General features: G+C 63.2%; 23 protein-coding genes. 11 read left to right on the top strand and 12 right to left on the bottom strand.

The window, feature by feature from the left end; all coding sequences use genetic code 11:
- Positions 1 to 3 precede the first annotated feature (3 nt).
- Together MesoLj_RS21800 and MesoLj_RS21795 are read right to left on the bottom strand one after the other, a co-directional pair.
- Positions 4 to 909, bottom strand: coding sequence for a proline iminopeptidase-family hydrolase (locus MesoLj_RS21800; RefSeq protein WP_140773618.1), 906 nt, complete (start codon positions 907 to 909; stop codon positions 4 to 6).
- 55 nt (positions 910 to 964) lie between these two features.
- Positions 965 to 2,479 (bottom strand): leucyl aminopeptidase, encoded by a 1,515-nt coding sequence (locus MesoLj_RS21795; RefSeq protein WP_202322355.1) that lies wholly within the window; start codon positions 2,477 to 2,479, stop codon positions 965 to 967.
- 26 nt (positions 2,480 to 2,505) lie between these two features.
- On the opposite strand from MesoLj_RS21795, the gene MesoLj_RS21790 reads away from it, so the two are divergent.
- The gene (locus tag MesoLj_RS21790) at positions 2,506 to 3,615 is read left to right on the top strand and encodes a LysR substrate-binding domain-containing protein (RefSeq protein ID WP_244735120.1); all 1,110 of its coding nucleotides are present in this window, start codon (positions 2,506 to 2,508) and stop codon (positions 3,613 to 3,615) included.
- Positions 3,616 to 3,819: 204 nt separating this feature from the next.
- The gene (locus tag MesoLj_RS21785) at positions 3,820 to 5,277 is read left to right on the top strand and encodes an NCS1 family nucleobase:cation symporter-1 (protein ID WP_140773614.1); all 1,458 of its coding nucleotides are present in this window, start codon (positions 3,820 to 3,822) and stop codon (positions 5,275 to 5,277) included.
- 35 nt (positions 5,278 to 5,312) lie between these two features.
- Here MesoLj_RS21785 and MesoLj_RS21780 read toward each other — a convergent pair whose 3' ends face one another.
- The 5 genes from MesoLj_RS21780 to tpiA form a co-directional block, all read right to left on the bottom strand.
- Positions 5,313 to 5,858 carry a DUF1697 domain-containing protein gene (locus tag MesoLj_RS21780; RefSeq protein WP_202327388.1) on the bottom strand — a complete coding sequence of 182 codons (546 nt, stop codon included), beginning with the start codon at positions 5,856 to 5,858 and terminating at the stop codon, positions 5,313 to 5,315.
- 114 nt (positions 5,859 to 5,972) lie between these two features.
- A complete protein-coding gene (locus MesoLj_RS21775) occupies positions 5,973 to 7,610 on the bottom strand; it encodes a CTP synthase (RefSeq protein ID WP_081294741.1) in 1,638 nt (545 codons plus the stop codon).
- A gap of 218 nt (positions 7,611 to 7,828) precedes the next feature.
- The gene (locus MesoLj_RS21770) at positions 7,829 to 8,953 is read right to left on the bottom strand and encodes a L,D-transpeptidase (RefSeq protein WP_202322354.1); all 1,125 of its coding nucleotides are present in this window, start codon (positions 8,951 to 8,953) and stop codon (positions 7,829 to 7,831) included.
- Positions 8,954 to 9,165: 212 nt separating this feature from the next.
- Entirely contained in the window at positions 9,166 to 9,642 is a 477-nt protein-coding gene (secG, locus tag MesoLj_RS21765) for a preprotein translocase subunit SecG (protein ID WP_140773608.1), read from the bottom strand.
- A gap of 167 nt (positions 9,643 to 9,809) precedes the next feature.
- The gene (tpiA, locus tag MesoLj_RS21760) at positions 9,810 to 10,580 is read right to left on the bottom strand and encodes a triose-phosphate isomerase (RefSeq protein ID WP_202322352.1); all 771 of its coding nucleotides are present in this window, start codon (positions 10,578 to 10,580) and stop codon (positions 9,810 to 9,812) included.
- 144 nt (positions 10,581 to 10,724) lie between these two features.
- Here tpiA and MesoLj_RS21755 point away from each other — a divergent pair, with 144 nt between their 5' ends.
- From MesoLj_RS21755 to MesoLj_RS21735, 5 genes are read left to right on the top strand one after another with little or no spacing between them, the layout of a single operon-like run.
- Positions 10,725 to 12,617 carry a SurA N-terminal domain-containing protein gene (locus MesoLj_RS21755; RefSeq protein ID WP_202322350.1) on the top strand — a complete coding sequence of 631 codons (1,893 nt, stop codon included), beginning with the start codon at positions 10,725 to 10,727 and terminating at the stop codon, positions 12,615 to 12,617.
- A complete protein-coding gene (gene trpD, locus MesoLj_RS21750) occupies positions 12,614 to 13,624 on the top strand; it encodes an anthranilate phosphoribosyltransferase (protein WP_202322349.1) in 1,011 nt (336 codons plus the stop codon). The genes MesoLj_RS21755 and trpD overlap by 4 nt, the downstream gene beginning before the upstream one ends.
- 3 nt (positions 13,625 to 13,627) lie before the next feature.
- Complete coding sequence (trpC, locus tag MesoLj_RS21745; protein ID WP_202322348.1) at positions 13,628 to 14,440, top strand: indole-3-glycerol phosphate synthase TrpC; 813 nt, start codon at positions 13,628 to 13,630, stop codon at positions 14,438 to 14,440.
- A 2-nt stretch (positions 14,441 to 14,442) separates the two neighbouring features.
- Entirely contained in the window at positions 14,443 to 14,925 is a 483-nt protein-coding gene (gene moaC, locus MesoLj_RS21740) for a cyclic pyranopterin monophosphate synthase MoaC (RefSeq protein ID WP_140773598.1), read from the top strand.
- Entirely contained in the window at positions 14,925 to 16,130 is a 1,206-nt protein-coding gene (locus tag MesoLj_RS21735) for a molybdopterin molybdotransferase MoeA (protein ID WP_202322347.1), read from the top strand. Before moaC ends, MesoLj_RS21735 begins: the two co-directional genes overlap by 1 nt.
- A 45-nt stretch (positions 16,131 to 16,175) precedes the next feature.
- Here MesoLj_RS21735 and MesoLj_RS21730 read toward each other — a convergent pair whose 3' ends face one another.
- Positions 16,176 to 17,006 (bottom strand): alpha/beta hydrolase, encoded by an 831-nt coding sequence (locus tag MesoLj_RS21730; RefSeq protein ID WP_202322346.1) that lies wholly within the window; start codon positions 17,004 to 17,006, stop codon positions 16,176 to 16,178.
- A 315-nt stretch (positions 17,007 to 17,321) separates the two neighbouring features.
- Between MesoLj_RS21730 and MesoLj_RS21725 the strand changes: the two genes are divergently transcribed.
- On the top strand, positions 17,322 to 18,947 hold the full coding sequence (locus MesoLj_RS21725) for an AMP-binding protein (protein WP_202322345.1): 1,626 nt from the start codon (positions 17,322 to 17,324) through the stop codon (positions 18,945 to 18,947).
- Positions 18,944 to 19,780 (top strand): tryptophan 2,3-dioxygenase, encoded by an 837-nt coding sequence (gene kynA, locus MesoLj_RS21720; RefSeq protein WP_081294742.1) that lies wholly within the window; start codon positions 18,944 to 18,946, stop codon positions 19,778 to 19,780. The genes MesoLj_RS21725 and kynA overlap by 4 nt, the downstream gene beginning before the upstream one ends.
- A gap of 65 nt (positions 19,781 to 19,845) precedes the next feature.
- On the opposite strand, the gene kynU is transcribed toward kynA, so the two are convergent.
- The 4 genes from kynU to MesoLj_RS21700 are packed head-to-tail and all read right to left on the bottom strand — an operon-like array spanning position 19,846 to position 23,879.
- Positions 19,846 to 21,093 carry a kynureninase gene (kynU, locus tag MesoLj_RS21715; RefSeq protein WP_202322344.1) on the bottom strand — a complete coding sequence of 416 codons (1,248 nt, stop codon included), beginning with the start codon at positions 21,091 to 21,093 and terminating at the stop codon, positions 19,846 to 19,848.
- A gap of 33 nt (positions 21,094 to 21,126) precedes the next feature.
- A complete protein-coding gene (locus MesoLj_RS21710) occupies positions 21,127 to 22,050 on the bottom strand; it encodes an ABC transporter permease (RefSeq protein ID WP_202322343.1) in 924 nt (307 codons plus the stop codon).
- 5 nt (positions 22,051 to 22,055) lie between these two features.
- The gene (locus MesoLj_RS21705) at positions 22,056 to 22,835 is read right to left on the bottom strand and encodes an ABC transporter ATP-binding protein (RefSeq protein WP_202322341.1); all 780 of its coding nucleotides are present in this window, start codon (positions 22,833 to 22,835) and stop codon (positions 22,056 to 22,058) included.
- A 57-nt stretch (positions 22,836 to 22,892) separates the two neighbouring features.
- Positions 22,893 to 23,879, bottom strand: a complete 987-nt coding sequence (locus MesoLj_RS21700; protein ID WP_202322340.1) for an ABC transporter substrate-binding protein — start codon at positions 23,877 to 23,879, stop codon at positions 22,893 to 22,895.
- A gap of 154 nt (positions 23,880 to 24,033) precedes the next feature.
- On the opposite strand from MesoLj_RS21700, the gene MesoLj_RS21695 reads away from it, so the two are divergent.
- Together MesoLj_RS21695 and MesoLj_RS21690 are read left to right on the top strand one after the other, a co-directional pair.
- A complete protein-coding gene (locus MesoLj_RS21695; RefSeq protein WP_202322339.1) occupies positions 24,034 to 24,807 on the top strand; it encodes a GntR family transcriptional regulator in 774 nt (257 codons plus the stop codon).
- Positions 24,804 to 25,778 (top strand): threonine ammonia-lyase, encoded by a 975-nt coding sequence (locus MesoLj_RS21690; protein WP_202322338.1) that lies wholly within the window; start codon positions 24,804 to 24,806, stop codon positions 25,776 to 25,778. The genes MesoLj_RS21695 and MesoLj_RS21690 overlap by 4 nt, the downstream gene beginning before the upstream one ends.
- Positions 25,779 to 25,829 lie beyond the last annotated feature (51 nt).

The following is a 25,829-nucleotide window of genomic DNA, read 5'->3' as shown; positions in this document are numbered from 1 at the left end:
TTCTCAGTTGTCGTTGTGGTCCAGGAAGTCTCCCACCGCCCGCATGCACGCATCCTGTTCTTCGACATGCGGCATGTGGCTGGAGTGCTCGAATATCTCCCAGCGCGATCCTCGGATGCCGTCCTTGAAGGGCTGCACGGTCGCGGGCGTGGCCTCGTCGTGACGCCCGGAGATGATCAGCGTGGGAACATCGATGGCCGGCAGGCGGTCGATGATGCTCCAATTCTTCAGGGTTCCGATGACGTGGAACTCGTTCGGCCCATTCATCAAATTATAGACGGTGGGATTGCGCACGACCTGGGCGAAGGTCTCCGTCACCTCTGGCGGGAACGGCACGACCCGGCAGACATGCCGCTCGTAGAAAACCATCGTCGCCGCCTGGTAGGCCGGATCGTCCGTCGTGCCGGCCTGCTCGTGGCGGGTCAGTGTCTCCTGCACGTCCTCGGGCAGGTCGGCGCGCAACCGGTTGGCCTCTTCGACCCACAGCTTCATCGAAGCCGGCGAGTTGGCGATGGTCAGCGACTTCAGACCTTTCGGCCGCGTGACCGCGTATTCGGCGCCTAGCATGCCACCCCAGCTCTGGCCAAGCACATGGAATCCCGCGCGAATGCCAAGACGGTCTACGAGGTTTTCAAGCTCGTCGATGAAAAGCCGAGGTGTCCAGAAGTCGGCGCCTTTCTCGGGCAGCAATGTGGAATTGCCGCAGCCCAACTGGTCGTAGTGGATGACGGCGCGATCTCCTCGGGCAAGAAGCTTGTAGGCATCGACATAGTTGTGGGCGGCGCCTGGCCCACCATGCAGGATCACCACCGGCGCCTTGGCGGCGTCGATGTCGCCAGAGATCCGATACCAGGTTTCGTAGCCGCGGAAGGTGGCCCGCCCTTCCCTGCCAATGATCTCAGACGACATCCCGGTTCCCCATCACGTTCGAACGCATCTCTTTGCTGTCCCTGACGGCAGGCGCCTAATTTACCCTGCGGCTGGCCTGCACCCACTCTTCCAGCATCTGCACGCCGAAGGCGGTGGCACCTTGCCTGCCCAAGGGCCGATCGGTGTCGGTCAACTCCTTGCTGGCGATGTCGAGATGCACCCATGGGCGATCTTCCGTGAAATGGCGCAGGAAAGCAGCTGCATAGGGAGCATCGCCATCCTCCATGTCCTTCGCATGGTGGCGGAGGTCGGCGAATGGCGATTGCAGCCCCTCGTCATAGGCACGGTCGAGCGGCAGCCGCCAGAACCGCTCGCCGACGGTTTCACCGGCCGTGATCATCTGCAAGGCAATCGCATCGTCGGTGCTGAACAGGCCGGCGAATATCGATCCCAGGCCGCGCGTCACCGAATAGGTCAGCGTCGCCAGATCGACGATCACCGACGGATTGAAGCGTGTTGCCGCGTAGTGGAGGCAATCGGCCAGGAGCAGGCGCCCTTCGGCATCGGTGTCGAACACTTCCACGGTCTGTCCCGAGGCCGTCGTGATGATGTCGCGCGGTTTGAGCGCTGTGCCGGACGGCATGTTCTCGGCAATGCCGAGGACGCCGACGGCGTGTACCGGACTGCCTTGCCGGGCGAGCGCGATCATCAGGCCGACCACCGCCGCCGCTCCGCCCATATCGGCCTTCATGTCGAACATCTGCTCGCCGCGCTTGATGCAGAGGCCACCGGAATCGAAACAGACGCCTTTGCCGACGAACGCCATCGGCTGGGAGGGAGCACCCTTGCCGCGATAGCGCAGCACGGCCACCCGTGGCGGCCGCGCCGAGCCGGAGCCGACCGCCAGCAGCGCGTTCATGCCGAGCTCTTTCAGTTGCGCGGCATCGAGTATTTCGATGTCGATGCCGGCCTCGCGCAGCGGCTCCAGATGATCGTGGAAATTGTCGGGGTGAAGATGGTTCGGCGGCAGGTTGACCAGCGTGCGCGCGTATTCGACGCCATCGGCGATTGCATTGACCCGGGCCAGCGCCGGGGTCAGCTCCGCGCTACTTGCTCCGACCAGTTGCACCCGCAGGGTTCGATCCGCTCCCGCCCCCTGGCGCCGGTTGCGCATGTCGAAACGATAGCGCCGCAGCCGCATGCCAAGCGCGACGCGCGCCAGGATTTCGGCTCCGGGCAAGCCGACACCGGCAATAGGGTCGAGGACAAGCGTGGCGGCGCATTCGCCCTTGCCTTCCAGATGCGCGGCAAGCAAACCGCCGGCGCGCGCCAATGACAGGGCGCTCACGGCTTCAGCTTTGCCCAGGGCCAGGACGATTACGCGCCGGGCCGACACGGCCTGTGGGGCGATGAGATCGATGCAGGTGCCGGATTCGGCCAATGCGGCCGGGTCGGAGCAGGCGCGGGACAGAATCCCGCCCATTTCAGCATCCAGCGCCGCTGCCCGGGGGCCAAAGCCTGTTTGGGCGGTTTGCAAGATCACGACGACAGAGGCTTCCGCGGAAATCTCGTCCACCGTTTCGAAGACCGGCACTGGCGATTGAGGCATATGCAGTCGTTCTCCCATTTGCTGATGTGCGCAATGCTCCCGCCGCCGGCGGTGAAACCGATCAGGCCGGCCTCCGCCATTGGTGGAATGGTGCCGCAGGCCCCAAATCATTGTTTTTGGACGGCGACTTAGTCGCTCTTGTCTTTGGGTATCCCCGAACAGGCCAGGCGATCAAACGCCAATTTTGCCCAAGTCGATTGACAAAAACTCAACTGACAATTCATGATTGGCTCATGGCCTTACCGTCACTCAATGGCATGCGCGCTTTCGAGGCCGCCGCACGTCTCGGCAGCATCAAGGATGCGGCCGAAGAACTGCACCTGACGCCCTCGGCCATAAGCCGCCACATCCGTGCGCTTGAAAGGAATCTCGGCCAGGATCTGTTCGAGCGCGGCTTTCGCCAGATAACGCCGACCATCAGGGGCTCTTATTATGCGCGCAGCCTTTCCGAGGCGTTCGAGGCCATCTGGCGCGCCACTGACGATGTCAGCCTCACCGACGGTCCGGGTCACGGCAGGACCCAACGTGTCCGGGTGTTGTGCGTGCCGGTCGTTCTGAACCTTTGGCTGGCGGACCGCTTGCCGAACTTTCGCCGGCTGCACCCGACGGTGGATCTGGAGATCTCGACATCAGGCAAGCCCGCCAACTTCGATTTGGCCATAGTCGACGAGTTCGTCTACAAGGCCGGCCCGGCTCTGACGTTGCTCATCCCGCTGGTTCTGACGCCTGTCTGCGCGCCCTCACTGCTCGAAGGGCCCGTGCCGCTGCGATCGCCCGCCGATCTGGTCAATCACCACCTGATCCATGAATGCGAGACCATGAGATGGAGACGGTGGCTGGAGCAGGAAGGTGTCTCGGATACGACGCCAAAATCCAGCACGACGCTGGATGATTGCACGCTGATCATGCGCGAGGTGATCAATGGCGCCGGAATAGCGCTTGCCGACACGATGATGGCACAGGATTTTCTTGAGCAAGGCAAACTCGTCGCCCCGTTTCGTGCCCGCCACACCTACCCGGCCGGCATTTATCTGCACCGGCCTCGCAGCATCGGCAACAAGCCAGGCACCAGCCTGTTTCAGGATTGGCTATTATCCGAAGTCGAGGACCACAAGCGGGTAATGGCCATCACCTAGCCCGAGCCGTTGTTGCCGAATCCGAATCACCGGACCGCCTTGTTCAACAACGGCCCACCAATGCGATCCGTCGATAATCGCGGTTCATATTGAATATCTTTAAGGCCAAAGCCGGCAAATGGGTTGCTTGTCGGTTCCCCAGCGTCAGGCGTAACCTCTTCGGCCAACGCGTGAGGGCGCGTGCTGCAAGAAGGGGATATTGCAATGACGATACAGGGCGCATCGCCTGGCCTATACAATGAGGACCTCGCTCCGGCCAAAGTTCGAAACTGGGGAGCGTTTTCGATCTTCAACGTCTGGACGTCGGACGTCCATAGTCTGTGGGGCTACTATCTCGCCGCCAGTCTGTTTCTGTTCTGCGGCGGCTTCGTCAATTTCATCATAGCCATCGGCATGGGGTCACTGATCATCTACGCGCTGATGAACATGGTCGGCTATGCCGGCGTGAAAACCGGCGTGCCCTACCCTGTGCTTGCTCGCGCCTCCTTCGGGGTCTGGGGAGCCAACATACCGGCGCTGGTGCGCGCCATCGTCGCCTGCTTCTGGTACGGCGCGCAAACGGCGGCCGCATCCGGCGCGATCGTGGCATTGTTGACCCGTATCCAATGGTTCGACGAGTTCAACAAGACGTCGCATCTTCTCGGCCATTCCACACTGGAAGTGATCTGCTTCGTCATTATCTGGGCGCTGCAACTGCTGATCATCCAGAGAGGCATGGAAACGGTACGCCGCTTCCAGGATTGGGCTGGGCCTGCGGTCTGGGTGATGATGCTGCTCCTGGCCATCTATCTCTGCGTCAAGTCAGGGACCTTCGCCTTCACCAGCGATATTCCAATGGATGTGCTGCGCGAAAAGACCGCCGATGCCGGCATTCCGGGCGATCCCGGATCGTGGACGGCACTCTTCGGGGTTGCCGCGATCTGGGTGACCTATTTCTCGGCGCTTTATCTCAATTTCTGCGACTTCGCCCGCTACGCGCCGGATAAGGCTGCGCTGCGCAAGGGCAATATCTGGGGCCTGCCGGTCAACCTGATCTTGTTCTCGCTGGTCGCTGGCGTCACCACCATTGCAGCCTACGACGTCTATCACGAAGTGCTGCTGCATCCCGACCAGATCTCGGCCAAGTTCGACAGCTGGTTCCTGGCGGCCCTTGCCGCGCTGACCTTCGCGGTGGCGACGCTCGGCATCAACGTCGTCGCCAACTTCGTCTCGCCGGCCTTCGACTTCTCCAACGTCTTCCCGCGCCAGATCGACTTCAAGAAAGGCGGCTACATCGCGGCGCTGATCGCGCTGGTGCTCTATCCCTTCGCCCCGTGGGAAGGCGGCGCGGCGCATTTTGTCGGCGTCATCGGCGCGACGATGGGACCGATCTTCGGCGTCATGATGGTCGACTACTATCTGATCCGCAAAGGCGAGGTCGACGTCGAGGCGCTTTATCGCGAGCATGGCGAGTTCCGTTTCCAGGGCGGCTGGCATGTCAATGCCTTCATCGCCGCCGGCATTGGTGCTGTCTTCTCGTCGATCCTGCCGAACTTCACCAACTGGCTGCCGGCCTGGTGGGGCGTCTACGGCTGGTTCTTCGGTGTCTCCATCGCCGGCGTCATCTACTACGTGCTGCGCACCGCCGCCGTGGGTGCGGGCGCCAGGACGGCGAAAGCCTGAAAATGAGGGAGTAGGCGGTAGGCGTCAGGGAATCCCTACTGCCCGCTGCCCACCATCTCGGCCAGTTTGCGCACAGTGTTCCAGTTGCGCGATGTGCCTATGCCCATGCGCTTGTGATTGGCGGCCGCAAGCAACCGTGAGCTTGGTCTTTCCCGCGAGAACACGAGCCATATGTCGCCGCCGACCAAGAGCACCTTCTCGTCCTCGGCGGCATGGGCCTGAAGCCCTGGCAGGACATCTTCGGCCACGGCTTTGCGCATCACGCGCACCGCGACCTGATCGCCGGCGCCCGTCGATTCGCTGGGGAATGGATTGCGTGACGCGAGTTTCAGCCAATCTCCGGCGCCGCGGACGATGATGTCGACATGGCGGCCAAAGGCCGTTTCGAAAGCGGCCTCCAGCCGCCTTTCAAGGACGGGGATGGCAGTCTTTTCACTCTCGAAGACAAGGTTGCCGGTCGCCACCAAAGTGCGAACATTGCTGAGGCCGAGGCTTTCCGCCATCGCCTTGAGGTCCGACATGACGACCCGCCGCCCCGCGCCAAGAATGATGCTGTAGAGGAGCGCCACATAGGTCTGCATCAAGTGGGCCTCGCCTGAGCAATTCCAGGAGGGTTTCCGACAGGAATTGCATCGAAACAAAGGGATAGAGCGGTCCACCGTTTCCGTGAGACGGTGGATCGCTCTATCGGGTGCCTACACCAGTCGGCTCTGCTCGACCGCAGCCTCGATGAAGCTGGCGAACAGCGGATGCGGATCGAGTGGCCGGCTCTTCAGCTCGGGATGGTACTGCACGCCGATGAACCAGGGATGGTCGGGATATTCGACCGTTTCCGGCAGGACACCGTCCGGCGACATGCCGGCAAACACCAGACCGCAATCCTCAAGCCGCTCCTTGTAGTCGATATTGACCTCGTATCGGTGGCGATGGCGCTCGGAAATCTGCGTGTCGCCATAGATATCGGCGATCTTGGATCCCTTGGCGAGATCGGCCTGATAGGCGCCGAGCCGCATCGTGCCGCCGAGATCGCCGGTCTCGCGGCGTTTCTCCAGCATGTTGCCTTTCAGCCATTCGGTCATCAGGCCGACAACCGGCTCGTTGGTCGGGCCGAACTCGGTCGAAGACGCATGCTCGACGCCCGCCAGCGACCGCGCCGCCTCGATACAAGCCATCTGCATGCCGAAGCAGATGCCGAAATACGGCACCTTGCGCTCGCGCGCGAACTTCGCCGCCAGGATCTTGCCTTCGGAGCCACGTTCGCCAAAGCCGCCGGGAACCAGGATGCCATGCACCTTTTCCAGCCACGGCGTCGGATCTTCCTTTTCGAAGATCTCCGATTCGATCCAGTCGAGCTTGACCTTGACGTGATTGGCGAGCCCGCCATGCGACAGCGCCTCGATCAGCGATTTGTAGGCGTCCTTGAGGCCGGTATACTTGCCGACGATGGCAATGGTCACCTCGCCTTCCGGGCTGTGGATGCGATCGGAGACCTTCTGCCAGGGCTCCATGCGCGGCTTCGGCGCAGGATCGATGCCAAAGGCGGCCAGCACTTCCGAATCGAGCCCTTCCTTGTGGTAGGCCATCGGCACGTCGTAGATATGCGGCACGTCGAGCGCCTGGATGACGGCGCTTTCCCGGACATTGCAAAACAGCGACAGCTTTCTGCGCTCTTCCTTGGGAATGGCGCGGTCGGCACGCACCAGCAGGATGTCCGGCGCGATACCGATGCCGCGCAATTCCTTGACCGAATGCTGGGTCGGCTTGGTTTTCAGCTCGCCCGCCGTCGGGATGTAGGGCATCAAGGTCAGATGCACATAGACGGCATTGTTGCGCGGCAGGTCGTTTCCGAGCTGTCGGATCGCCTCGAGGAACGGCATCGCCTCGATGTCGCCCACCGTGCCGCCGATCTCGCACAGCACGAAATCATAGTCGTCATTGCCGTTGAGGACGAAATTCTTGATCTCGTCGGTGACGTGCGGGATGACCTGGACGGTGGCGCCGAGATAGTCGCCGCGCCGTTCGCGCTCGATGATGTTCTTGTAGATCCGGCCGGTGGTGATGTTGTCCTGCTGATTGGCCGAGCGGCCGGTGAAGCGCTCGTAATGGCCAAGATCGAGGTCGGTCTCCGCACCATCATCGGTGACGAACACCTCGCCATGCTGGTACGGCGACATCGTGCCGGGATCGACATTGAGGTAAGGGTCGAGTTTTTTGATGCGTGCGCGATAACCTCGCGCCTGCAGGAGAGCCCCTAGGGCCGCTGCGGCAATGCCCTTTCCAAGTGAGGAAACCACGCCGCCTGTGATGAATACATATCGCGCCATGGGAGTCATCGCTTAACGCGGCCGGATTGATTCCGCCAGAGAAAAAACCACCGCGAAGGCTTTTTCCCAAAAAGGCGCTTGGACCGTGATCCTGAAAAGTGGAATCCGGTTTTCTCGGGCAAACGGTTTCCGTTTGTCCAGGGATCACGACCGAACAGGCTTGATCGTGAACGAGGCAAAACAAAAGGGCCGGCTGGGCCGGCCCTTTCGGCATGATGGTGAAAACGTCAGATGATGACGACTTTGGTGCCGACCCTGACGCGGCTGTAGAGGTCCATGACGTGCTCGTTCATCATGCGGAAGCAGCCATTGGAGGCACTGGTTCCGATCGACTGCGGCGCGATTGTGCCGTGGATACGCAGATGCGTGTCCTTCTTGCCGTCATAGAGATAGATGGCGCGCGCGCCGAGCGGGTTCTGGCCACCGCCGGGCATGCCGTCCTTGTACTGGGCGTAATGCTTCGGTTCGCGCTTCTGCATGTCGAGCGTCGGGATCCAGCGCGGCCATTCCTGCTTGTCGCCAACGGCAACCGTGCCTTTGAACTGCAGGCCTTCACGGCCGACCGCGATCGCGTAGCGACGCGCGGTGGTCGATGATTCGACGAGATAGAGGCGGCGCGCGCTGGTGTCGATGACGATGGTGCCGGCATCGTAGCCGGTGAACTCCACGTCCTGCGGCACGAATTCCGGCTTCACCTTGAACGGCTTCTTGGCATCCTTCTTGGCAAGCGCGGAGTCGAGCGCGCGGGTCTCGGGCAGATAGCTGATCGACGAACCGGACGAGGTACCGCCGAACAGGCCGGCGAACAGGCCGCCGCTGCTCGGCCGCGTCTGGCCGACGACCTCGCTGCGCAGTTCGCCATTGTTGCCGGTCAAGGCGACGTTCATCGCCTCGGCCGGGAGCGGCTCGGCCGACTGGATTGGCGTAATCGGTTCAATCGGCTCGATCACCTTGGTGGTCTTCTTGGCAGGCTTGGCCTCGGCCACTTCGGTTGCCGGAGCAGTCTTGCCCTTCTGGGCCAGGAAGGCCTGCCGGTCCGCGTCGGCCCTGGCCTTGGCTGCTTCACGCATCGCCAGCTTCCTGGCTTCCAGCGCCTTGGCCTTGGCGTCTTCCTTGTCGGCAACGATCTTGGCCTCGATCTTCTTGATCTGGGTGAGGTCGTCCGGTGTCGGGTTTTTCTTCTTCTTGAGAAGCTTCAGTTGCGCCGCATCGCTCTTGGCTGCGACGTTGATGGCGTCGGTTTTGTCGACCGACTGGTTGGCGGCCAAATTGGCCGGCACGCCGGCGAAAGCCGGGGAACTCAGGCCGAGTGCGGCGCAAAGTCCCAGGAAAATGAAGCTGCGAAGCTGCATGGCGAAGATCCGATCGTTCAATGCTTGTTGCCCACGGCGCCGCCCGGCGCCCCCCAAGGACACCGAAAATGCCGCCTGCAATCTATAGTCGAATAAGCGCGTATGCCTCAAGCGCGAGACCGCGCTGCTGCCCGTCGAATCTTCGTGATCGCGCAGCATTTGCCGCGACTGTGTTCAAACGATCACAGATCGCGGCCTGGACCAGGTGGAGCTTACTGGTTCGGGACTTGCGGTGTCGCCGGCGCGGTGTTGGTGGTGCCGTTGCTTGCCGGCGGCGTTGCGCCGGCAGCAGGCGCGGTCGCCGGGGCAGTTGCCGGAGGCGTCGCCGCGGCGTCATTGCCGGATGGCGGCGTCGGCGCGGTATTGCCGGCGGGCGCCGGGGTCGTCGTGCCGGGCAATTGGTTGAGCACGCCCTTGCCAGCACCGTCCGAAGTCGCGGGAACGCGGTCGAGAATGTCGATCGGCTTCTCGCCGTAGCGGGCAATGATCGACAACGTCAGCGACGTAACGAAGAAAGCCGCCGCCAGGATCGCCGTCGCCCGCGTCAACGCATTGGCGGCGCCGCGCGCCGTCATGAAGCCCGATCCGCCACCAATGCCAAGGCCGCCACCTTCAGAGCGTTGCAGCAGCACCACGCCGACCAGGGCGAGCACGACCATGAGATGGATGACGATCAGTACGGTTTGCATAGTTTATCCTGGCAAGGCCTTGCCCGGCCGCGGACACGACCGGTGAATTGGAGGCGGCTCAATACAATGCTTTCACGGCATTTCCAAGCCCGTGGCCGGAATATGGGAAGCAACGCGCCCTTTGCAACGAATTTGGACGGGATGAGCCCCGTCCAGCGTCATGGATCTCAGCCGGGAATGCTGCGATAGGCTTCAGCGATACCCAGGAAATCAGCCGCTTTCAGGCTGGCGCCACCGACCAGGGCGCCGTCGACATTCCTGACACCCAGCAGTTCCACCGCATTGGACGGCTTGACCGAGCCACCATAGAGGATGCGTATCCTGGCAGCGGCGGCGCCGAGTTTTTCCGACAGCTTTTCGCGGATATGCGCATGCGCTTCGGCCACATCGGCCGCGGTCGGCGTCAGGCCGGTGCCGATCGCCCACACCGGCTCATAGGCAATGACGGTGTTGGATGACGTGGCACTCGGCGGCACCGAGCCGGCGACCTGGCGCGACAGCACGTCGAGCGTGGCGCCCGCTTCGCGCTGTTGCTGCGTCTCGCCGATGCAGACGATGGCCACCAATCCGGCGCGCCATGCGGCGGTTGCCTTGGCCTGGACCGTCGCATCGTCCTCGCCGCGTTGTTCGCGGCATTCGGAATGGCCGACAATGACATGGCTCGCGCCCGCATCCTTCAGCATCTCCGCCGAGATGCAGCCGGTGTAGGCGCCGCTTTCCTTGGCGTGGCAGTCTTCACCCCCGGCATGGACGGGCGTGCGCGACAGAATCTCCGCGGCATGGGAAAGCAGCGTCGCGGGAACGCAGACCAGCGCCTCGGTCTCGGCGTCGAGCCCGCTCATGAACCCGTTGCCGATCATCCTGAGCTCGTTCAGCGAGGCGCTGGTGCCGTTCATTTTCCAGTTGCCGGCAACGAGCGGGCGAATTCCTGGCGTCATGGTCTGCTTCTCCGGGCGATATCAGGCTCTGGCCCTCACTACCAAAATCAGGCCACAAAGCAATCGACAGTGGACCGGAAGGGCGCTATTGCGCTTGTTTCAGACTCGGCGCCTGCGAAAAAGGCGCACAAATCGGAAGTAACGATGCTTGGTATATTGAGAAACGCGGCGGGTACCTGGGTCGCGAAAGGTCTACTGGTGTTGCTGGTGCTCAGCTTTTTGGTCTGGGGCATCTCCGGGCGGCTGATGGGCGGCTTTGCCGGCCACGATTCGGTGATAACGGCTGGTGGCACCAAGGTATCGATCAACGAATATCGCCTCGCCTATGACCGCCAATTGGCCGTCATGTCGCAGCAATTCGGTCAGCGCCTCACCCATGAACAGGCAAAGGCGCTCGGCATCGACAACCAGGTGCTGGCGCAGCTCGTTTCCGGCGCCGTTCTCGATGAACAGGCACGCAAGCTGGGCCTCGGCCTGTCCAAGGACCGGCTGGCCGAGTTGACGCGCGAGGATCCGGCCTTCAAGGGGCCGAGCGGTGAGTTCGACAGGAGGACGTTCGAGTACCTGCTGCGCGAAGTCGGCATGCGGCCCGAGGATTATCTGAAGAACCGCGCCCAGGTGGCGGTGCGCCAGCAGATCGTCGAGGCGGTTTCGGACGGACTCAAGGCGCCGGACGCCTTCTTAAAGGCGGTGGCGCTCTATCGCGGCGAGGACCGCACCGTCGACTATCTGACATTGCCGAAGGCCCTCGTCGAGCCGATCGAGGCACCGGGCGACAGCGTGCTTCAGGCCTATTTCGAAGCCAACAAGAAGACCTACGCCGCACCCGAGTACCGCAAATTCTCTTATGTCCGCCTGGAGCCGGTGGACATCATGGATACGACCGCGGTTACCGACCAACAAGTCAGCGACGATTACAACAAGAACAAGGCGCGCTACACCACGCCCGAGATGCGCACCATCGAGCAGCTTGTGTTCAAGACACCGGATGCTGCCAAGGCCGCGCTCGATTCGCTAAAGGCCGGCGCCACTTTCGAAAAGCTGGTGACCGCCGAAGGCAAGACACCGGCAGACACGCTGCTTGGCACGCTCGCCAAGGACAAGATCGCCGACAAGGCGGTTGCCGATGCCGCGTTCACGCTCAACGCCAATGAAGTCAGCCAGGTCGTTCAGGGTGCCTTTGGTCCGGTGCTGCTGCGCGTCACCGAGATCAAGCCCGAGGTGGTGAAGCCGCTCACCGAAGTCTCCGACCAGATCCGCAAGGACCTGGCGCTGGGCGAGGCGAGCCGCATCCTGCTGGATGTCCACGACAATTACGAAGACACCCGCGCCTCCGGCAGTTCCCTGGCCGAAGCGGCCGCCAAGCTGAAGCTGAAGGACGTCACCATCGAAGCCATCGACCGCAACGGCCTCAGGCCGGACGGCTCGGTCGTCAAGGACCTGCCGGAATCGCCGGCGCTGATCAAGGCGGTCTTTGACGCTGAACCCAACACCGAAAACGAGGCGCTGACCACGGCCGACAACGGTTTTGTCTTCTATGAGGTCGGTTCGATCACGCCGGCTCGCGACCGTACTCTCGATGAGGTCCGCCAGAAGGTCGTCGCGGACTGGACGGCGGCGGAGACCACCAAGCGGCTCGCCGCCAAGGCGGACGAACTCGAAAAACGGCTCAAGGCTGGCGCCACGCTGGACGTCATCGCCAGCGAGCTCAAGCTGGAGAAGCAGACCAAGCGCGGCCTGAAGCGCGAAGCCGACGATGCCGATTTCGGCAAGGAGGGCGCCGCCGTCATGTTCGGCGTCGGCGAAGGCGGCACCGGGCTGATCCCCTCGCCCACCGGCGACGGACAGATCCTGTTCAAGGTCGCCGAAGTGTTCGAACCCGCCGGGGCCGATGCCAGCTCGGTGCCGGAGGACGCACAGAAATCCTTCACCTCCGGCATGTCGGACGATCTGCTCGACCAGTTGGTGGCGCAGTTGCAGACGCAGTATGACGTCCGCATCGACCAGGCCGCCGTTGCCCAAGCCTCGACAAGATGAGCGCGCTGAAAACCCATATCGCCAAGGTCGCGGGCGGCAGCGCGCTTTCCTTCGAGGAAGCGCGCGAGGCCTTCGACATCATCATGTCGGGCGACGCGACACCCGGGCAGATCGGCGGCTTCCTGATGGCGCTGCGCGTACGTGGTGAAACGGTGAGCGAGATTTCGGGCGCTGTCGCCACCATGCGGGCCAAGATGCTCCGCGTCGAAGCGCCCGCCGGTGCCATCGACATCGTCGGCACCGGCGGCGACAATTCCCACAGCGTCAACATTTCGACGGCATCGGCGTTCGTCATCGCCGGCAGCGGCGTTCCTGTCGCCAAGCACGGCAATCGCGGCCTGTCCTCGCTGACTGGCGCCGCGGACGTCCTGATCGCCCTTGGGCTCAAGATCGATATCTCACCGGAAACGATCGGCGGCTGCATCCGGGAGACCGGCCTCGGCTTCATGTTCGCGCCCGCGCACCATCCGGCGATGAAGCATGTCGGCCCGACCCGCGTCGAGCTCGGCACCCGCACCATCTTCAACCTGCTCGGACCGCTCTCCAACCCGGCTGGCGTCGTCAGGCAGATGGTCGGGGTCTTTCTGCCGGAATGGATCCTGCCAATCGCTGAGACGCTGAAGGCGCTGGGCACCGAGCATGCCTGGGTCGTTCACGGCGACGGCTATGACGAAATCACCACCACCGGCGAAACGCAGGTGGCGGAACTGATCGGCGGCGAGATCCGCAGCTTCACGCTGACCCCGGAAGAATTTGGGCTGAAGCGCCATACCAAGGACGAACTGCGCGGCGGCGACGCCGCCTACAATGCCAAGGCATTGCGCGACATGCTGGGCGGCGCTGCCGGCGCCTATCGCGACACCGTGCTGATGAATGCCGGCGCCGGACTGGTGATCGCGGGCAAGGCAACGACGCTTGGCGACGGCATCGCGCTCGCCGCGCAAGCCATCGATAGCGGCCGGGCGCTGCAGGTCCTCGACCGATTGGTCGAAGTTTCGAACGGGTGAACCGTGTCTGACATTCTGCGTAAGATCGAAGCCTACAAACGCGAGGAGATCGCCGCCGCCAAGGCACGCTTGCCGCTGGCCGAGATCAAGGCGCGCGCAAAAGATGCAGACGCGCCGCGCGGCTTTCTCGCGGCCCTCGAGGCGAAGCGCGGATCAGGCGGCTTCGCCCTGATCGCCGAAATCAAGAAGGCAAGCCCTTCCAAAGGGCTGATCCGGGCCGATTTCGATCCACCGGCATTGGCCCGGGCCTACGAGAAAGGCGGCGCCGCCTGTCTTTCGGTCCTGACCGACGCACCGTCCTTCCAGGGCGCGCCGGAGTTCCTCACCAAGGCACGGGCTGCCGTCGCCCTGCCCGCGCTGCGCAAGGATTTTCTGTTCGATCCCTATCAAGTGTACGAGGCGCGCGCCTGGGGCGCCGATGCCATCCTGATCATCATGGCCAGTGTCGACGATGCCCTGGCGAGCGAATTGGAAGCGACCGCATTCGAACTCGGCATGGATGCGCTGATCGAGGTGCATGACGAGGCCGAAACGCAGCGTGCGGTAAAACTGTCGTCGCGGTTGATCGGCATAAACAACCGCAATCTGAGAACATTCGAAACCAGTCTTGAGACTTCCGAGCGGCTGGCGGCAATGGTGCCGGGCGACCGCCTGCTGGTCAGCGAGAGCGGGATCTTTACCCATGACGATTGCCTCAGGATGCAGAAGAGCGGCATCGGCACCTTCCTCGTCGGCGAGAGCCTGATGCGGCAACAGGATGTCACCGCGGCGACGCACCTGCTTTTGACGGGCAAGGCGGCGGTAGAGGCCGCCTGATCATGACATCGGCCCTCACCCATCTCGGCGCGCAGGGCGAGGCCAACATGGTCGATGTCGGCGACAAGGACGAGACGACGCGCACCGCGATCGCTGAAGGGTTCGTCTCGATGCAAGCCGAGACGCTGACAACCATCCTCGCCGGCAATGCCAGGAAAGGCGATGTGCTCGGCACCGCGCGCATCGCCGGCATCATGGCGGCCAAGAAGACGCATGAGTTGATCCCGCTCTGCCATCCGCTGCTCTTGACCAAGGTTTCCGTCGACATCGAGCCCGACCATGCGCTGCCCGGCCTGAAAGTCACTGCATTGGCGCGTGTCACCGGCAAGACGGGCGTCGAGATGGAAGCACTGACCGCTGCTTCCGTGGCCTGCCTGACCATTTACGACATGGCCAAGGCAGTGGACCGCGCCATGGTTATCTCCGGCATTCGGCTGGTCGAGAAGACCGGCGGCAAGTCCGGCGACTACAAGGCCGACGCCTGATGGCGCTGGTTCCGGTCGCGGAGGCGCTCGAACGCCTGCTTGATGGTGCCGCGCCGCTGGCCGGCGAAAGCGTTCCCCTCATCGAGGCGGTCGATCGCGTGCTGGCCGAACCGGTCGTGGCGCTTCGCACCCAGCCGCCCTTCAATGCCTCGGCCATGGATGGTTATGCCGCGCGCGCGGCCGACGTGGCGTCCGTGCCATCGAAACTCTCGGTGATCGGCATGGCGCCGGCCGGCCGTGGCTTTGACCGCACGGTCGCCGAACGCCAGGCGGTGCGCATTTTCACCGGCGCCCCGCTGCCTGACGGCGCCGACACCATCGTCATCCAGGAAAACGTCCGGGATCTTGGCGGCGGCAACATAGAAGTGATCGAGCCCACCGCCGAATGGCGCAACATCCGCCGCGTCGGGCTCGACTTTTCCCAAGGCGACGTCTTGCTGGAAAAAGGCCGGGTGCTGGATCCGGCGGCTCTTTCGCTGACTGCATCGGCCAATCATCCGCGGGTGAACGTGGTCAAACGGCCACTGGTCGCCATCATCGCCACCGGCGACGAGTTGTTGCCGCCCGGCAGCGAACTCGGGCCGGACCAGATCATCTCGTCCAACGCTTACGGTGTTGCTGCCGCCGCGCAATCGGTCGGCGCCCGAGCGCTCGACCTCGGCATTGCCGCTGACCGCCAGGAGGCCATTGCCGCGCTGGTCAGGAAAGCGGTCGCGGCCGGTGCGGATGTCATCGTCACGCTTGGCGGCGCGTCGGTCGGCGACCACGATTTGATCCATGACGTGCTGACTGGCGAAGGCATGACGCTCGGCTTCTGGAAAATCGCCATGCGCCCCGGCAAGCCGCTGATGTTCGGGCGCCTCGGCGATATCAGGTGCATCGGGCTGCCAGGCAACCCCGTGGCAAGCCTGGTCTGCTCGCAATTGTTCCTGAAACCGCTTCTGGCAAGGCTCGGCGGCCGCAACTATCGCCAGGACATTCGTCAGGCACGGCTGGGCGTCGGGATGCCGGCCAATGACCTGCGCCAGGATTATGTGCGGGCGGTGGTCGAGGAGAACGATGGCGAACTGGTGGCGACGCCGTTCGGCATCCAGGATTCCTCGATGCTGAGGATGCTCTCCGACGCCAACGGTTTGATCGTGCGGGCTCCTTTTGCTCTCGCATCCGCTGCGGGAGACTCCTGCAGCGTGCTTATGTTACGCTGAAGAATCGTCCCATAGATCGCTGATAATATAGAAAAATGATCTCGGCTATTCCGAGATCAAGGTCTGTGTCAGTGCATGCGCCGGATCGGCTAGGCCATCGAGGACATCGTAATGATGCCGGTCGGGCTCAACCACGGTGCTGGTGACGGCGCCAAGCCCGGTCCAGATGTTGGCCAGCAGCGCATTCTGGCGCAGGAACTCGGACCGCTCCCCGCCTCCGGCCCAGCAGGTGAGGCGAACGCCGTCCATGGGGCGCAGCAACGCCGGGCTTTCTGCCTGGGCTTCGGCTTCGTCGATTGCCAGGGCCTCGTTCATGCAGGTGCGCATGAGCGGGCGCAGGTCATGGAGACCCGAAATCGAAACGACATGGCGTATGCGCTTTGCCACATCGGCGGCCAGAGGCGTTGATATGGTCACCATGCGGCTGGCGAGATGTCCGCCGGCCGAATGCCCGGTCAGCATCAGCGGCCCGTCCACCATTGCCGCCGCCGTGCCGATCGCCACGCCGATTTCGCGCACGATGCCGGCTATGCGTACGGCCGGGCATTGCGTGTAGGACGGCATCGCCACCGCGAAACCGCTGCTGACCGAGCCTTTGGCCAGGTGCGACCAGGTGCTCTTGTCGGACTCCATCCAGTAACCGCCATGGATGAACACGACGAGGCCCTTGGGCGAAGCCTCTGGAAGAAAAAGATCGAACCGATTGCGTGGTCGCTCACCATAGGCGATGTCGATGCGTGCCCGGCCTTGCGCCGACATCGCGTCGCGAAAGGCTTGCGCGGGTTCCGTCCACGCGGCCGGCCAGCGGTCACTGCGGGCAATGTTCGCGCTGTTGGCGTAGGCATTGTCCCAATCCTCAATGCGATGTCCAAGCATCCGCACCCTCCCCCAAGCGCTTCGGTTTTCACGCTAGCAATGGCCACCACCATGCCATGCGTCAATGCTCCAGCGCAAAACATTTTAGGCTTGAAACAAATTTCGACTGGTGCGATCCTGCCTCACGAACAGCCGACAATGGGAGGTCTGCTGTGCTGTCCAAACCTGCGGATGTTCACCCTTTCCCGGTGGCGTCGCCGAACAGGTGTAGCTGGCTGCACGAAGCCTCTCGCGAAAAGACGGGAACTTCAGATCCACCACCTCGGACATGTGCTTTTCGCGCACTGGCCAGGCAGCAGACAGGATGGCGGCGACATGCTTGGGCCTTCAGCGCATATCGACACGTTCACGCGCGATCATCTGCCGCCGCCGGATCAATGGCCGGATTTCCTGCTCGATGGCTTCGACTATCCCGACCGCCTCAACGCCGGCGTCGAGTTGACCGACAGGCTGGTCGAGAAGGGCCTCGGCGATCACACCGCGCTGATCGGCAATGGCCGCCGCCGCACCTACAAGGAACTGTCCGACTGGACGAACAGGCTGGCCCATGCGCTGGTCGAGAATTATGGCGTCAAACCGGGCAACCGGGTGCTGATCCGCTCTGCCAACAACCCCGCAATGGTCGCCTGCTGGCTGGCCGCCACCAAGGTCGGCGCCGTGGTCGTCAACACCATGCCGATGCTGCGCGCGGGCGAGCTCACCAAGATCGTCGACAAGGCGGAGATCACCACCGCGCTCTGCGACACCAGGCTGATGGACGAGATGACCGCCTGCGCCAAGGACAGTGCGTTCCTGAAGCAGGTGATCGGCTTCGACGGCACCGCCAACCATGATGCCGAGCTCGATCGCGCCGCCCTCGACAAGCCGGTGACCTTCACTGCCGTCAACACCGGTCGCGACGACGTCGCCTTGCTCGGCTTCACCTCGGGCACGACGGGCGTGCCGAAGGCAACGATGCATTTCCACCGCGACCTTCTGATCATCGCCGACGCCTATGCGCGCGAAATCCTCCAGGTGACGCCGGATGACATCTTTGTCGGCTCGCCGCCACTCGCCTTCACCTTCGGCCTTGGCGGCCTCGCCATCTTCCCCCTGCGCTTCGGCGCGGCGGCGACACTGCTGGAACAGGCGACGCCGCCCAACATGATCCACATCATCGAGACCTACAGAGCGACCATCTCCTTCACCGCGCCGACCGCCTATCGCGCCATGCTGAAGGCCATGGATGAAGGCGCCGACCTGTCATCGCTGCGCGTCGCCGTTTCGGCCGGCGAGACCTTGCCGGCTCCGGTCTTCGAGGAATGGACCAAGAAGACCGGCAAGCCGATCCTCGACGGCATCGGTGCCACCGAAATGCTGCACATCTTTATCTCCAACCGTTTTGACGACATGAAGCCCGCGTCCACCGGCAAGCCGGTAGCCGGCTACGAAGCGCGCATCGTCGACGACGCGATGCGCGAAGTGCCGCGCGGCGAGACCGGACGGCTGGCGGTGCGCGGGCCCACCGGCTGCCGCTACATGGCCGATGACAGGCAGAAGGACTATGTGCGCGACGGCTGGAACCTCACCGGCGACACGTTTACCCAGGACGAGGACGGCTTCTTCCACTTCGCCGCGCGCTCCGACGACATGATCGTCAGCGCCGGCTACAACATTGCCGGCCCCGAAGTCGAAGCGGCGCTGCTGTCGCATCCCGATGTCGCCGAATGCGCCGTGATCGGCGCCGAGGATGGCGAACGCGGCCAGATTGTCGAGGCGCATGTCGTGCTGGTGCAAGGCGTGGCAGCGGATGCATTGACCATCAAGCGCCTGCAGGACCACGTCAAGGCGACGATCGCGCCCTACAAATATCCGCGCTCGGTCAAGTTCATCGCCGCGCTGCCCAAGACCCAGACCGGCAAGATCCAGCGCTTCCGCCTGCGCACGGAGAAAATCCATTGAGCGAGCCCTACGATCCGGCGTCGGAAGGCGCGCAGATGTCGTTCAAGGAACGCATGTCCTACAGCGACTATCTGCATCTGGAAAAAGTGCTGGAGGCACAGACGCCGCTGTCGTCGGCGCATGACGAGATGCTGTTCATCATCCAGCACCAGACCTCGGAACTGTGGATGAAACTCGCCTTGCATGAGATCGCCGCCGCGATCCGCTCCATCCGCGCTGATCGGCTCGAGCCTAGCTTCAAGATGCTGTCGCGCGTCGCGCGCATTTTCGAGCAGTTGAACAACGCCTGGGACGTGCTGCGGACCATGACGCCAAGCGAATACACCGAGTTCCGTGACGCGCTCGGCCAATCCTCGGGCTTCCAGTCCTGGCAGTACCGCGCCATCGAATTCATGGCCGGCAACCGCAACCTCGCAATGCTTGGCCCACACAAGCATCGGCCAGACTTGAGCGGCAAGTTGGAAGCCATCCTGGCCGAGCCGTCGCTCTACGACGAAGCGCTGCTCCTATTGGCGCGCAACGGGTTCGACATCGGCGCCGATGCCAAGCGCACTGACTGGCGTGAAACCCGCACCGAGAACGAAGAGGTCCTGGTTGCCTGGCAGACCGTCTACCGCGATCCTCAGCGCTACTGGATGTTTTATGAGCTTGCCGAGAAGCTGGTCGATTTCGAGGATTATTTCCGCCGCTGGCGTTTCAACCACGTCACCACGGTCGAGCGCATCATCGGCCTGAAGCGCGGCACCGGCGGCACCTCAGGCGCTTCCTACCTCAAGAAGATGCTCGAGGTCGTGCTGTTTCCTGAACTGTGGACGGTCCGAACTCGGCTCTGACTTTTTGCTTGGCGCAATTTCGGACGGAAAACCGCCAACACTTTTCCTGAAATTGCGCCGACGTCTCAAGTCACCGCCGTTTTGACCGCGAAACGCGCCTCCTGCCAGGCGCCGGTGCGTAGGATGTCCTCCAGCACCTCGACCGCCTGCCACACGTCCCTGTAGCCGACATAGAGCGGCGTAAAGCCGAAGCGGATGGTCGACGGCGCGCGGAAATCGCCGATCACGCCGCGCTCGATCAGGGCCCGCATCACCTGGTAGCCATGCGGATGAAGGAACGACACCTGGCTGCCGCGCGCATTGCCGTCGCGCGGGCTTTCCAGTTCGAGCCCATAGGCGCCGCATTTGGCTTCGACGAGCTGGATGAACAGGTCAGTCAAGGCAATGCTCTTCTCGCGCACCGCCGCCATGTCGACCTCGTCCCAGATATCCAGCGCGCCCTTCAGCGCCCGCATCGACAGCACCGGCTGCGTGCCGCACAGGAACCGGCGGATGCCGCTGCCGGCGGCAAAACCCTGCTCGAAGGCGAATGGCCGCGCATGGCCCCACCAGCCGCTCAGCGGCTGATGGACATCGTCGTGATGGCGTGTCGCGGCATAGATGAAGGCCGGCGCGCCGGGGCCGCCATTGAGATATTTGTAGGTGCAGCCGATGGCGAAATCGGCATTGGCGGCATCGAGTTCGACCGGCAAGGCACCAGCGGTGTGACAGAGATCCCAGACGATCAGCGCGCCGGCCTGATGGGCCTTGCGCGTCAGGGCTGCCATGTCGCGCAGCTGTCCGGATTTGTAGTTGACGTGGTTGACCAGGATAACCGCGACTTGGCTGTCGATCAGCTCTTCAATAGTCGGCGCATCGACACCCTCGAGCCGCAGCACCGTGCCCGGCCGTGTCGAGGCCACGCCCTCGGCCATGTAGAGATCGGTTGGAAAGCTGTCGCCCTCGGCGACGATGACCGTGCGGTCCGGCCTCATGTTGAGTGCGGCATGCAGCACCTTGTAGATGTTGATCGACGTCGTATCGCAGACCACCGTCTGGCCCGTCGCTGCTCCGATCAGGCGCCCCAGCTGGTCGCCAAGCGCGACCGGCATATCGAACCAGCCGGCGGTGTTCCAGGCGCGGATGAGGTCCTGCGCCCACTCCTGCGTCGCGGCCTTCTGCAGCTCGTTGAAGACGGCTGGCGCCGCGGCGCCCAGCGAATTGCCGTCGAGGTAGATCACGCCTTCCGGCAAGATGAACCGGTCGCGCATGGCACGCAGCGGATCCGCCGCATCCATGGCTTCGACTGCTGCGAGATCGAGCGTTGCACGCATGATTTGTGGCGTTCCTCGGTTATTCAAGTCTGATTACTCACGGATCGCTTCGCGCGCGGGTGCCGGGCCCCGGCTGTGCTTGAGGCTGGGCAGAGCAAGCATGGCGAGCACGAACAGGCCCGTGGCAAGCTTCAGGTCGGGAGGCGGCATGCCGGCGGCAAGGCAGAACGACACCAGCTGGTAGTAGATGATCGCGCCGGCAAAGGGCGCCAGCAGCTGGCGCCAGACCGTCTGCTTGCCGACGACCGCCTCGCCGATCATCAGCGCGGCAAGCCCGTTGATGAGAATTCCCAGCCCCATATTGACGTCGGCGAAGCCCTGCGACTGCACCATCAGTGCGCCGCTCGATGCCGAAAATGCACTCGCCAGCCCGACACCACCAATGGTCGCCGCCCAGACATTGATGCCTTGAGCCTCGGCCATATCGGGGTTAGCGCCCACGGCACGCACGGCAGTCCCCTTCTCGGTCCTGAAAAACATATAGAGCGCAAGGAAGACGATGAGCGCGATGAAGCCGGCGACAACGATCTTGCTGGCCGGAAAACCCGGCCGCGCGAACGGCACCCAGTCGAACACGGTGGGCGAGCCGAAGACGGAGAGGTTGGACTTGCCCATGATGCGAAGGTTGATGCTGTAGAGCATCGTCATCATCAGGATGCCCGCGAGAAGCGTGTGGATGCGGAAACGCAGGTGGATGAAGGCGGTGCAGCAACCCGCCGCGAAGCCCGCCGCGAACGCAACCACGATGGCCGCCAGCGGTGATACGCCGGCAGCCAGCAGCACGCCACAGACGCAGCCACCCAGCGGAAACGCGCCTTCGCTGGTTAGGTCGGGAAAATTCAGCATGCGAAACGGGATCATGATTCCGAGTACGACGAAGGCCAGGATCAGGCTTTGCGCCAACGTGACCGGTATGATCGCGACGAAGCTGGTGAGAACCTCCTGAACAAAGCCCATGATGATCAGCTCGCCAGCAACATGCGGTCGGTCTTGACCGAAAAATGGCCGATCAGGTCGATGACCGTGACCCTCGCCTTCTCCTCGCCAGTGACCTCAAGCAGGACCCGGCCCGCATCGAGCATGATCACCCGGCTGCCATAGTCGACGGCGTGTTGCATGTTGTGGGTCACCATAAGGGTGGTCAGCTTCAGCGCGTTGACGGCGCGCACCGTCGCTTGCATGACGATCTCGGCTGTGCGCGGGTCGAGCGCGGCCGTATGCTCGTCGAGCAGCAGCAAATCCGGCGATCCGCCGACGGCCATGATCAGCGACAGCGACTGACGCTGCCCCCCCGAGAGCAGGTCGACACGGGTATCGAGGCGATTTTCAAGGCCGAGGCCCAATATCGACAGGCGCTCCTTGTAGGACGCTAGCCGCGTGGCGTTCAGCCCTTGCCGCAGCGTGCGTTTTTGGCTGCGCAGGTCGGCCAGCAGCATGTTCTCCGCCACCGTCATGCTGGCGGCTGTGCCGCGCATCGGATCCTGGAAGACGCGCGCCAGTCTTGTCGCCCGTTTGTACACCGGCATGGCTGTCACATCGGCGCCATTGATCAGGATTCTGCCGGAATCCAGGACAAGAGCTCCGGAAATGGCATTGAGCATGCTGCTCTTGCCGGCTCCGTTGGAGCCGATAACGATGCCGAACTCGCCCGTGGCCAGCGACAGGCTGAGACCGTCCAGCGCGATCTTCTCGTCGGCCTGGCCCTTGTAGAATACTTTGCGCGCGGATCGGATCTCGAGCATCGTTCCTCCCTGACCTCAGGATGACGGCGCCGACGCCGTCATCCTTCAGTGCCGATGTCAGTCGACGATGCAGCCGCAATCAGCCATCGACGCCGGTATCTCGATGCCGAACGCGGCCATCGCCTTGCGGGAAATCGTTGCCATGTGACCCTTGTAGGCCGGGCGCGACGGCGCGATCGTCTTGGGATCCTTGCCCTTGAGGATTTCGGCGGCGATGTTGCCGGCGTTGACGCCGACCTGCGTGTAATTGACCGCGAAGCTTGCCGGCACCGTGCCATTGCGGACCGCGCTGTCATCGGAGTTGACGATCGGGATTCCGGCCTGGCGAGCCGCCGCGGAGACAGCGGCGATCGCCGGCTGGATCAGGTTCGAAGCCGGGCCGTAGATCACGTCTGCCTTGCCGGCGAGCGCGGCGATGCGCTGCTGGATGTCATTGACGTTGTCGACGCCGACTTCGACGACTTCGAAACCGGCCGCCGGTGCGGCCGCCTTGATCTTCTCGACCAAGGCAACGTCATTGGCCTCGCCTGGATTGTAAGGCACGCCGAAGCGCTTGGCGTTCGGCAGCAGCTTTTTGGTGAAGGCCATGACAGCGGCGACGTCCTGCAGATCGCTGGCGCCGGTCATGCCTTCGTCTCCGGCGTCCCACGATGGCACCAGCTTGGCCGCGACCGGATCGGTGACGGCGGCAAAGACGATCGGAATGCCGGAACCGGCAAGCGCCTTCTTGGCGATCTGCGAGACCGGCGTGGTGATGGTGTAGATCAGCTTGGGCTGCTCCGCCTGCAGCTTGGCGATCATCTGCGGCACCAGCGACGCATCGAAATTGGTATGGCTCTCCGTGTAGACGACATCCTTGCCCTCGACAAAGCCATTGTCCGTCAGCGCCTTCTTGAAGCCGGCTATGGCGGCGTTGAGCTGCGGATGCTCGCCGAAATTGGCGATGCCGATGCGAATCTGGTCGGCGGCGGCACTCCCCGCGCTGACCATCAATGCGCCTGCCAGGGCCAATCCCGACAGCCAAGCGGATTTCGACTTCAACATCATTTCCTCCCAGATTTGATCAGCGCCGCTCATCGGGACGGCAACTGTGGCGATCATGGTCAGTCCGTCGCCACCTGTCAAACATTATATATAATTCTTGCCATGGGCCGCCATCATATATAATTTTCACATGCCCGACGATGGACGGATCGCGATGCAGGATCAGAACAACTCCACGAAAACCGAGGCGGCCTATCAGCTGCTGCGGCGCGATATCCTGACCACACGCCTCATGCCGGGCGCACCGCTCAAACTGAGCGCGCTGCGCGGTCTATACGGTGTCGGCTGGACACCGCTGCGTGAAGCCTTGTCTCGACTTGAGGCCGAGCGCCTGGTTACCGCCATCAGCAATCGCGGCTTTGCCGTGGCTCCGGTGTCGCGGGCCGAGCTCGAGGACCTGGCTCGCGCAAGGATGGTTGTGGAGATGCCGCTGTTCCTGGAATCGATCGAGAAAGGCGGCAGGGAATGGGAGGACGCGGTTGTCACCGCCCACTACCGGCTCTCCCGCTGCAAGACCGCGGTCGACGACCCCTCGGATGCGGCCGTCGACCAATGGGACGAGAGCCACGAGGCCTTTCACGCGGCACTGCTGAGTGCTGCGACGTCCAACTGGCTGTTGCGCTTCCGTTCGACAATCGCCGATCAGTTGCGGCGGCATCATCGTTTTCTCGGCCTGGCGCCGACATTGCGGGCGGCCGCCGGCCTCAAGGATGGCTATGGCGAGGCAATGGACGCCCTGCGCGAGGCGATCGCGATCGAGCATCACACCGCGATCATGGAAGCGGCCCTCGATCGCGATGTCGAGCGGGCAAAGGCGCTGATGACGGCGCATATCGGCTACACGCTGCATGTCTACGTTCACAGCGAGGACGGCGGCGCTAACACCTACACCGCACGCGCCGGCAGCCTGAAGGCAATTTCGGGATGACTTCAGCGCTTCCGCGACGTCCGACTCTCGATGAGATGGTCGCGGCCCGCGACAGGCTGGCTGCCTGGTTGCCGCGCACGCCGCTGCTGCGCCTCGATCTCGGTCGCGCCGATCAGCGGATATTCCTCAAGCTCGAGACATTGTCGCCCATTGGCGCCTTCAAGATCAGGCCGGCGCTCAATGCCTTGCTCTGCCGCGATGCCGATGAACTCAGGCATGGCGTTGCGACTATCAGTTCCGGCAACATGGCCTACGGAATGGCCTGGGCGGCACGGGCGCTTGGCGTTCCGGTGGCCGCCTACATGTATGCCGATGCACCCCAGACCAAGATCGACGGGGTCCGCGGCCTTGGTGGCGACGTGCGCTTCGTCTCGCACGAGACATGGTGGCGCTACATCATCGGAACGGAGCGGCCGGAGGGCGCGGAACTCCTGGTGAACCCGGTCACCGACCAGGCGGTGCTTGCCGGCAACGCGACCATTGGCCTCGAGATTGCCGAAGATCTGCCCGAGGTCGATTGCGTCCTGACACCTTATGGCGGAGGGAGCATGACAACCGGTGTCGCCAGTGCGGTCAAGGCGATGCGGAGCCAGGCCAAGGTCTTCGCCGTCGAGGATGAGAATGCGGCTCCGGTCACGGCGGCGTTGGCGGCCGGACGCATTGTCGAGATCGAGACGCGCCCCTCCTTCATCAAGAGCATAGGCGGCCCATCGCTGGTGCCTGGCCTATGGCCCTTGGCAAGCCAGTCTATCGACGGCGCCATTGCCGTCAGCCTCGATCAGGTCACGGAAGCGATGCGCCTTTTGTTCTCGAAGGCAAAGATCGTGGCCGAAGGCGCGGGAGCCGCCTCGCTCGCCGCCGCTCTCCGCAGCGAGCGGGCAACCGGCAACGTCGTCTGCGTTATCTCCGGCGGCAATATCGATGCCGGCGCCTATGCGCAGATTCTGGGCGGAGCGATGCCGGAAGCCTGAACGCGTTCTATCCCCGGATAGCCAGCGATTGTTGGCGTTTTGATTTCGTTT

The organism is Mesorhizobium sp. 113-3-9, assembly GCF_016756515.1.
GTDB lineage: Bacteria > Pseudomonadota > Alphaproteobacteria > Rhizobiales > Rhizobiaceae > Mesorhizobium.
This window is presented reverse-complemented; position numbering and strand designations above follow the sequence as displayed.

What these genes read in the sequence shown, in the direction of transcription:
- MesoLj_RS21800 (WP_140773618.1), bottom strand. Translation starts at nt 909, where the DNA reads ATGTCGTCTGAGATCATTGGCAGGGAAGGGCGGGCCACCTTCCGCGGC.
- MesoLj_RS21795 (WP_202322355.1), bottom strand. Translation starts at nt 2,479, where the DNA reads ATGCCTCAATCGCCAGTGCCGGTCTTCGAAACGGTGGACGAGATTTCC.
- MesoLj_RS21785 (WP_140773614.1), top strand. Translation starts at nt 3,820, where the DNA reads ATGACGATACAGGGCGCATCGCCTGGCCTATACAATGAGGACCTCGCT.
- MesoLj_RS21780 (WP_202327388.1), bottom strand. Translation starts at nt 5,858, where the DNA reads ATGCAGACCTATGTGGCGCTCCTCTACAGCATCATTCTTGGCGCGGGG.
- MesoLj_RS21775 (WP_081294741.1), bottom strand. Translation starts at nt 7,610, where the DNA reads ATGACTCCCATGGCGCGATATGTATTCATCACAGGCGGCGTGGTTTCC.
- MesoLj_RS21770 (WP_202322354.1), bottom strand. Translation starts at nt 8,953, where the DNA reads ATGCAGCTTCGCAGCTTCATTTTCCTGGGACTTTGCGCCGCACTCGGC.
- secG (WP_140773608.1), bottom strand. Translation starts at nt 9,642, where the DNA reads ATGCAAACCGTACTGATCGTCATCCATCTCATGGTCGTGCTCGCCCTG.
- tpiA (WP_202322352.1), bottom strand. Translation starts at nt 10,580, where the DNA reads ATGACGCCAGGAATTCGCCCGCTCGTTGCCGGCAACTGGAAAATGAAC.
- MesoLj_RS21755 (WP_202322350.1), top strand. Translation starts at nt 10,725, where the DNA reads ATGCTTGGTATATTGAGAAACGCGGCGGGTACCTGGGTCGCGAAAGGT.
- trpD (WP_202322349.1), top strand. Translation starts at nt 12,614, where the DNA reads ATGAGCGCGCTGAAAACCCATATCGCCAAGGTCGCGGGCGGCAGCGCG.
- moaC (WP_140773598.1), top strand. Translation starts at nt 14,443, where the DNA reads ATGACATCGGCCCTCACCCATCTCGGCGCGCAGGGCGAGGCCAACATG.
- MesoLj_RS21735 (WP_202322347.1), top strand. Translation starts at nt 14,925, where the DNA reads ATGGCGCTGGTTCCGGTCGCGGAGGCGCTCGAACGCCTGCTTGATGGT.
- MesoLj_RS21730 (WP_202322346.1), bottom strand. Translation starts at nt 17,006, where the DNA reads ATGCTTGGACATCGCATTGAGGATTGGGACAATGCCTACGCCAACAGC.
- MesoLj_RS21725 (WP_202322345.1), top strand. Translation starts at nt 17,322, where the DNA reads ATGCTTGGGCCTTCAGCGCATATCGACACGTTCACGCGCGATCATCTG.
- kynU (WP_202322344.1), bottom strand. Translation starts at nt 21,093, where the DNA reads ATGCGTGCAACGCTCGATCTCGCAGCAGTCGAAGCCATGGATGCGGCG.
- MesoLj_RS21710 (WP_202322343.1), bottom strand. Translation starts at nt 22,050, where the DNA reads ATGGGCTTTGTTCAGGAGGTTCTCACCAGCTTCGTCGCGATCATACCG.
- MesoLj_RS21705 (WP_202322341.1), bottom strand. Translation starts at nt 22,835, where the DNA reads ATGCTCGAGATCCGATCCGCGCGCAAAGTATTCTACAAGGGCCAGGCC.
- MesoLj_RS21700 (WP_202322340.1), bottom strand. Translation starts at nt 23,879, where the DNA reads ATGTTGAAGTCGAAATCCGCTTGGCTGTCGGGATTGGCCCTGGCAGGC.
- MesoLj_RS21695 (WP_202322339.1), top strand. Translation starts at nt 24,034, where the DNA reads ATGCAGGATCAGAACAACTCCACGAAAACCGAGGCGGCCTATCAGCTG.
- MesoLj_RS21690 (WP_202322338.1), top strand. Translation starts at nt 24,804, where the DNA reads ATGACTTCAGCGCTTCCGCGACGTCCGACTCTCGATGAGATGGTCGCG.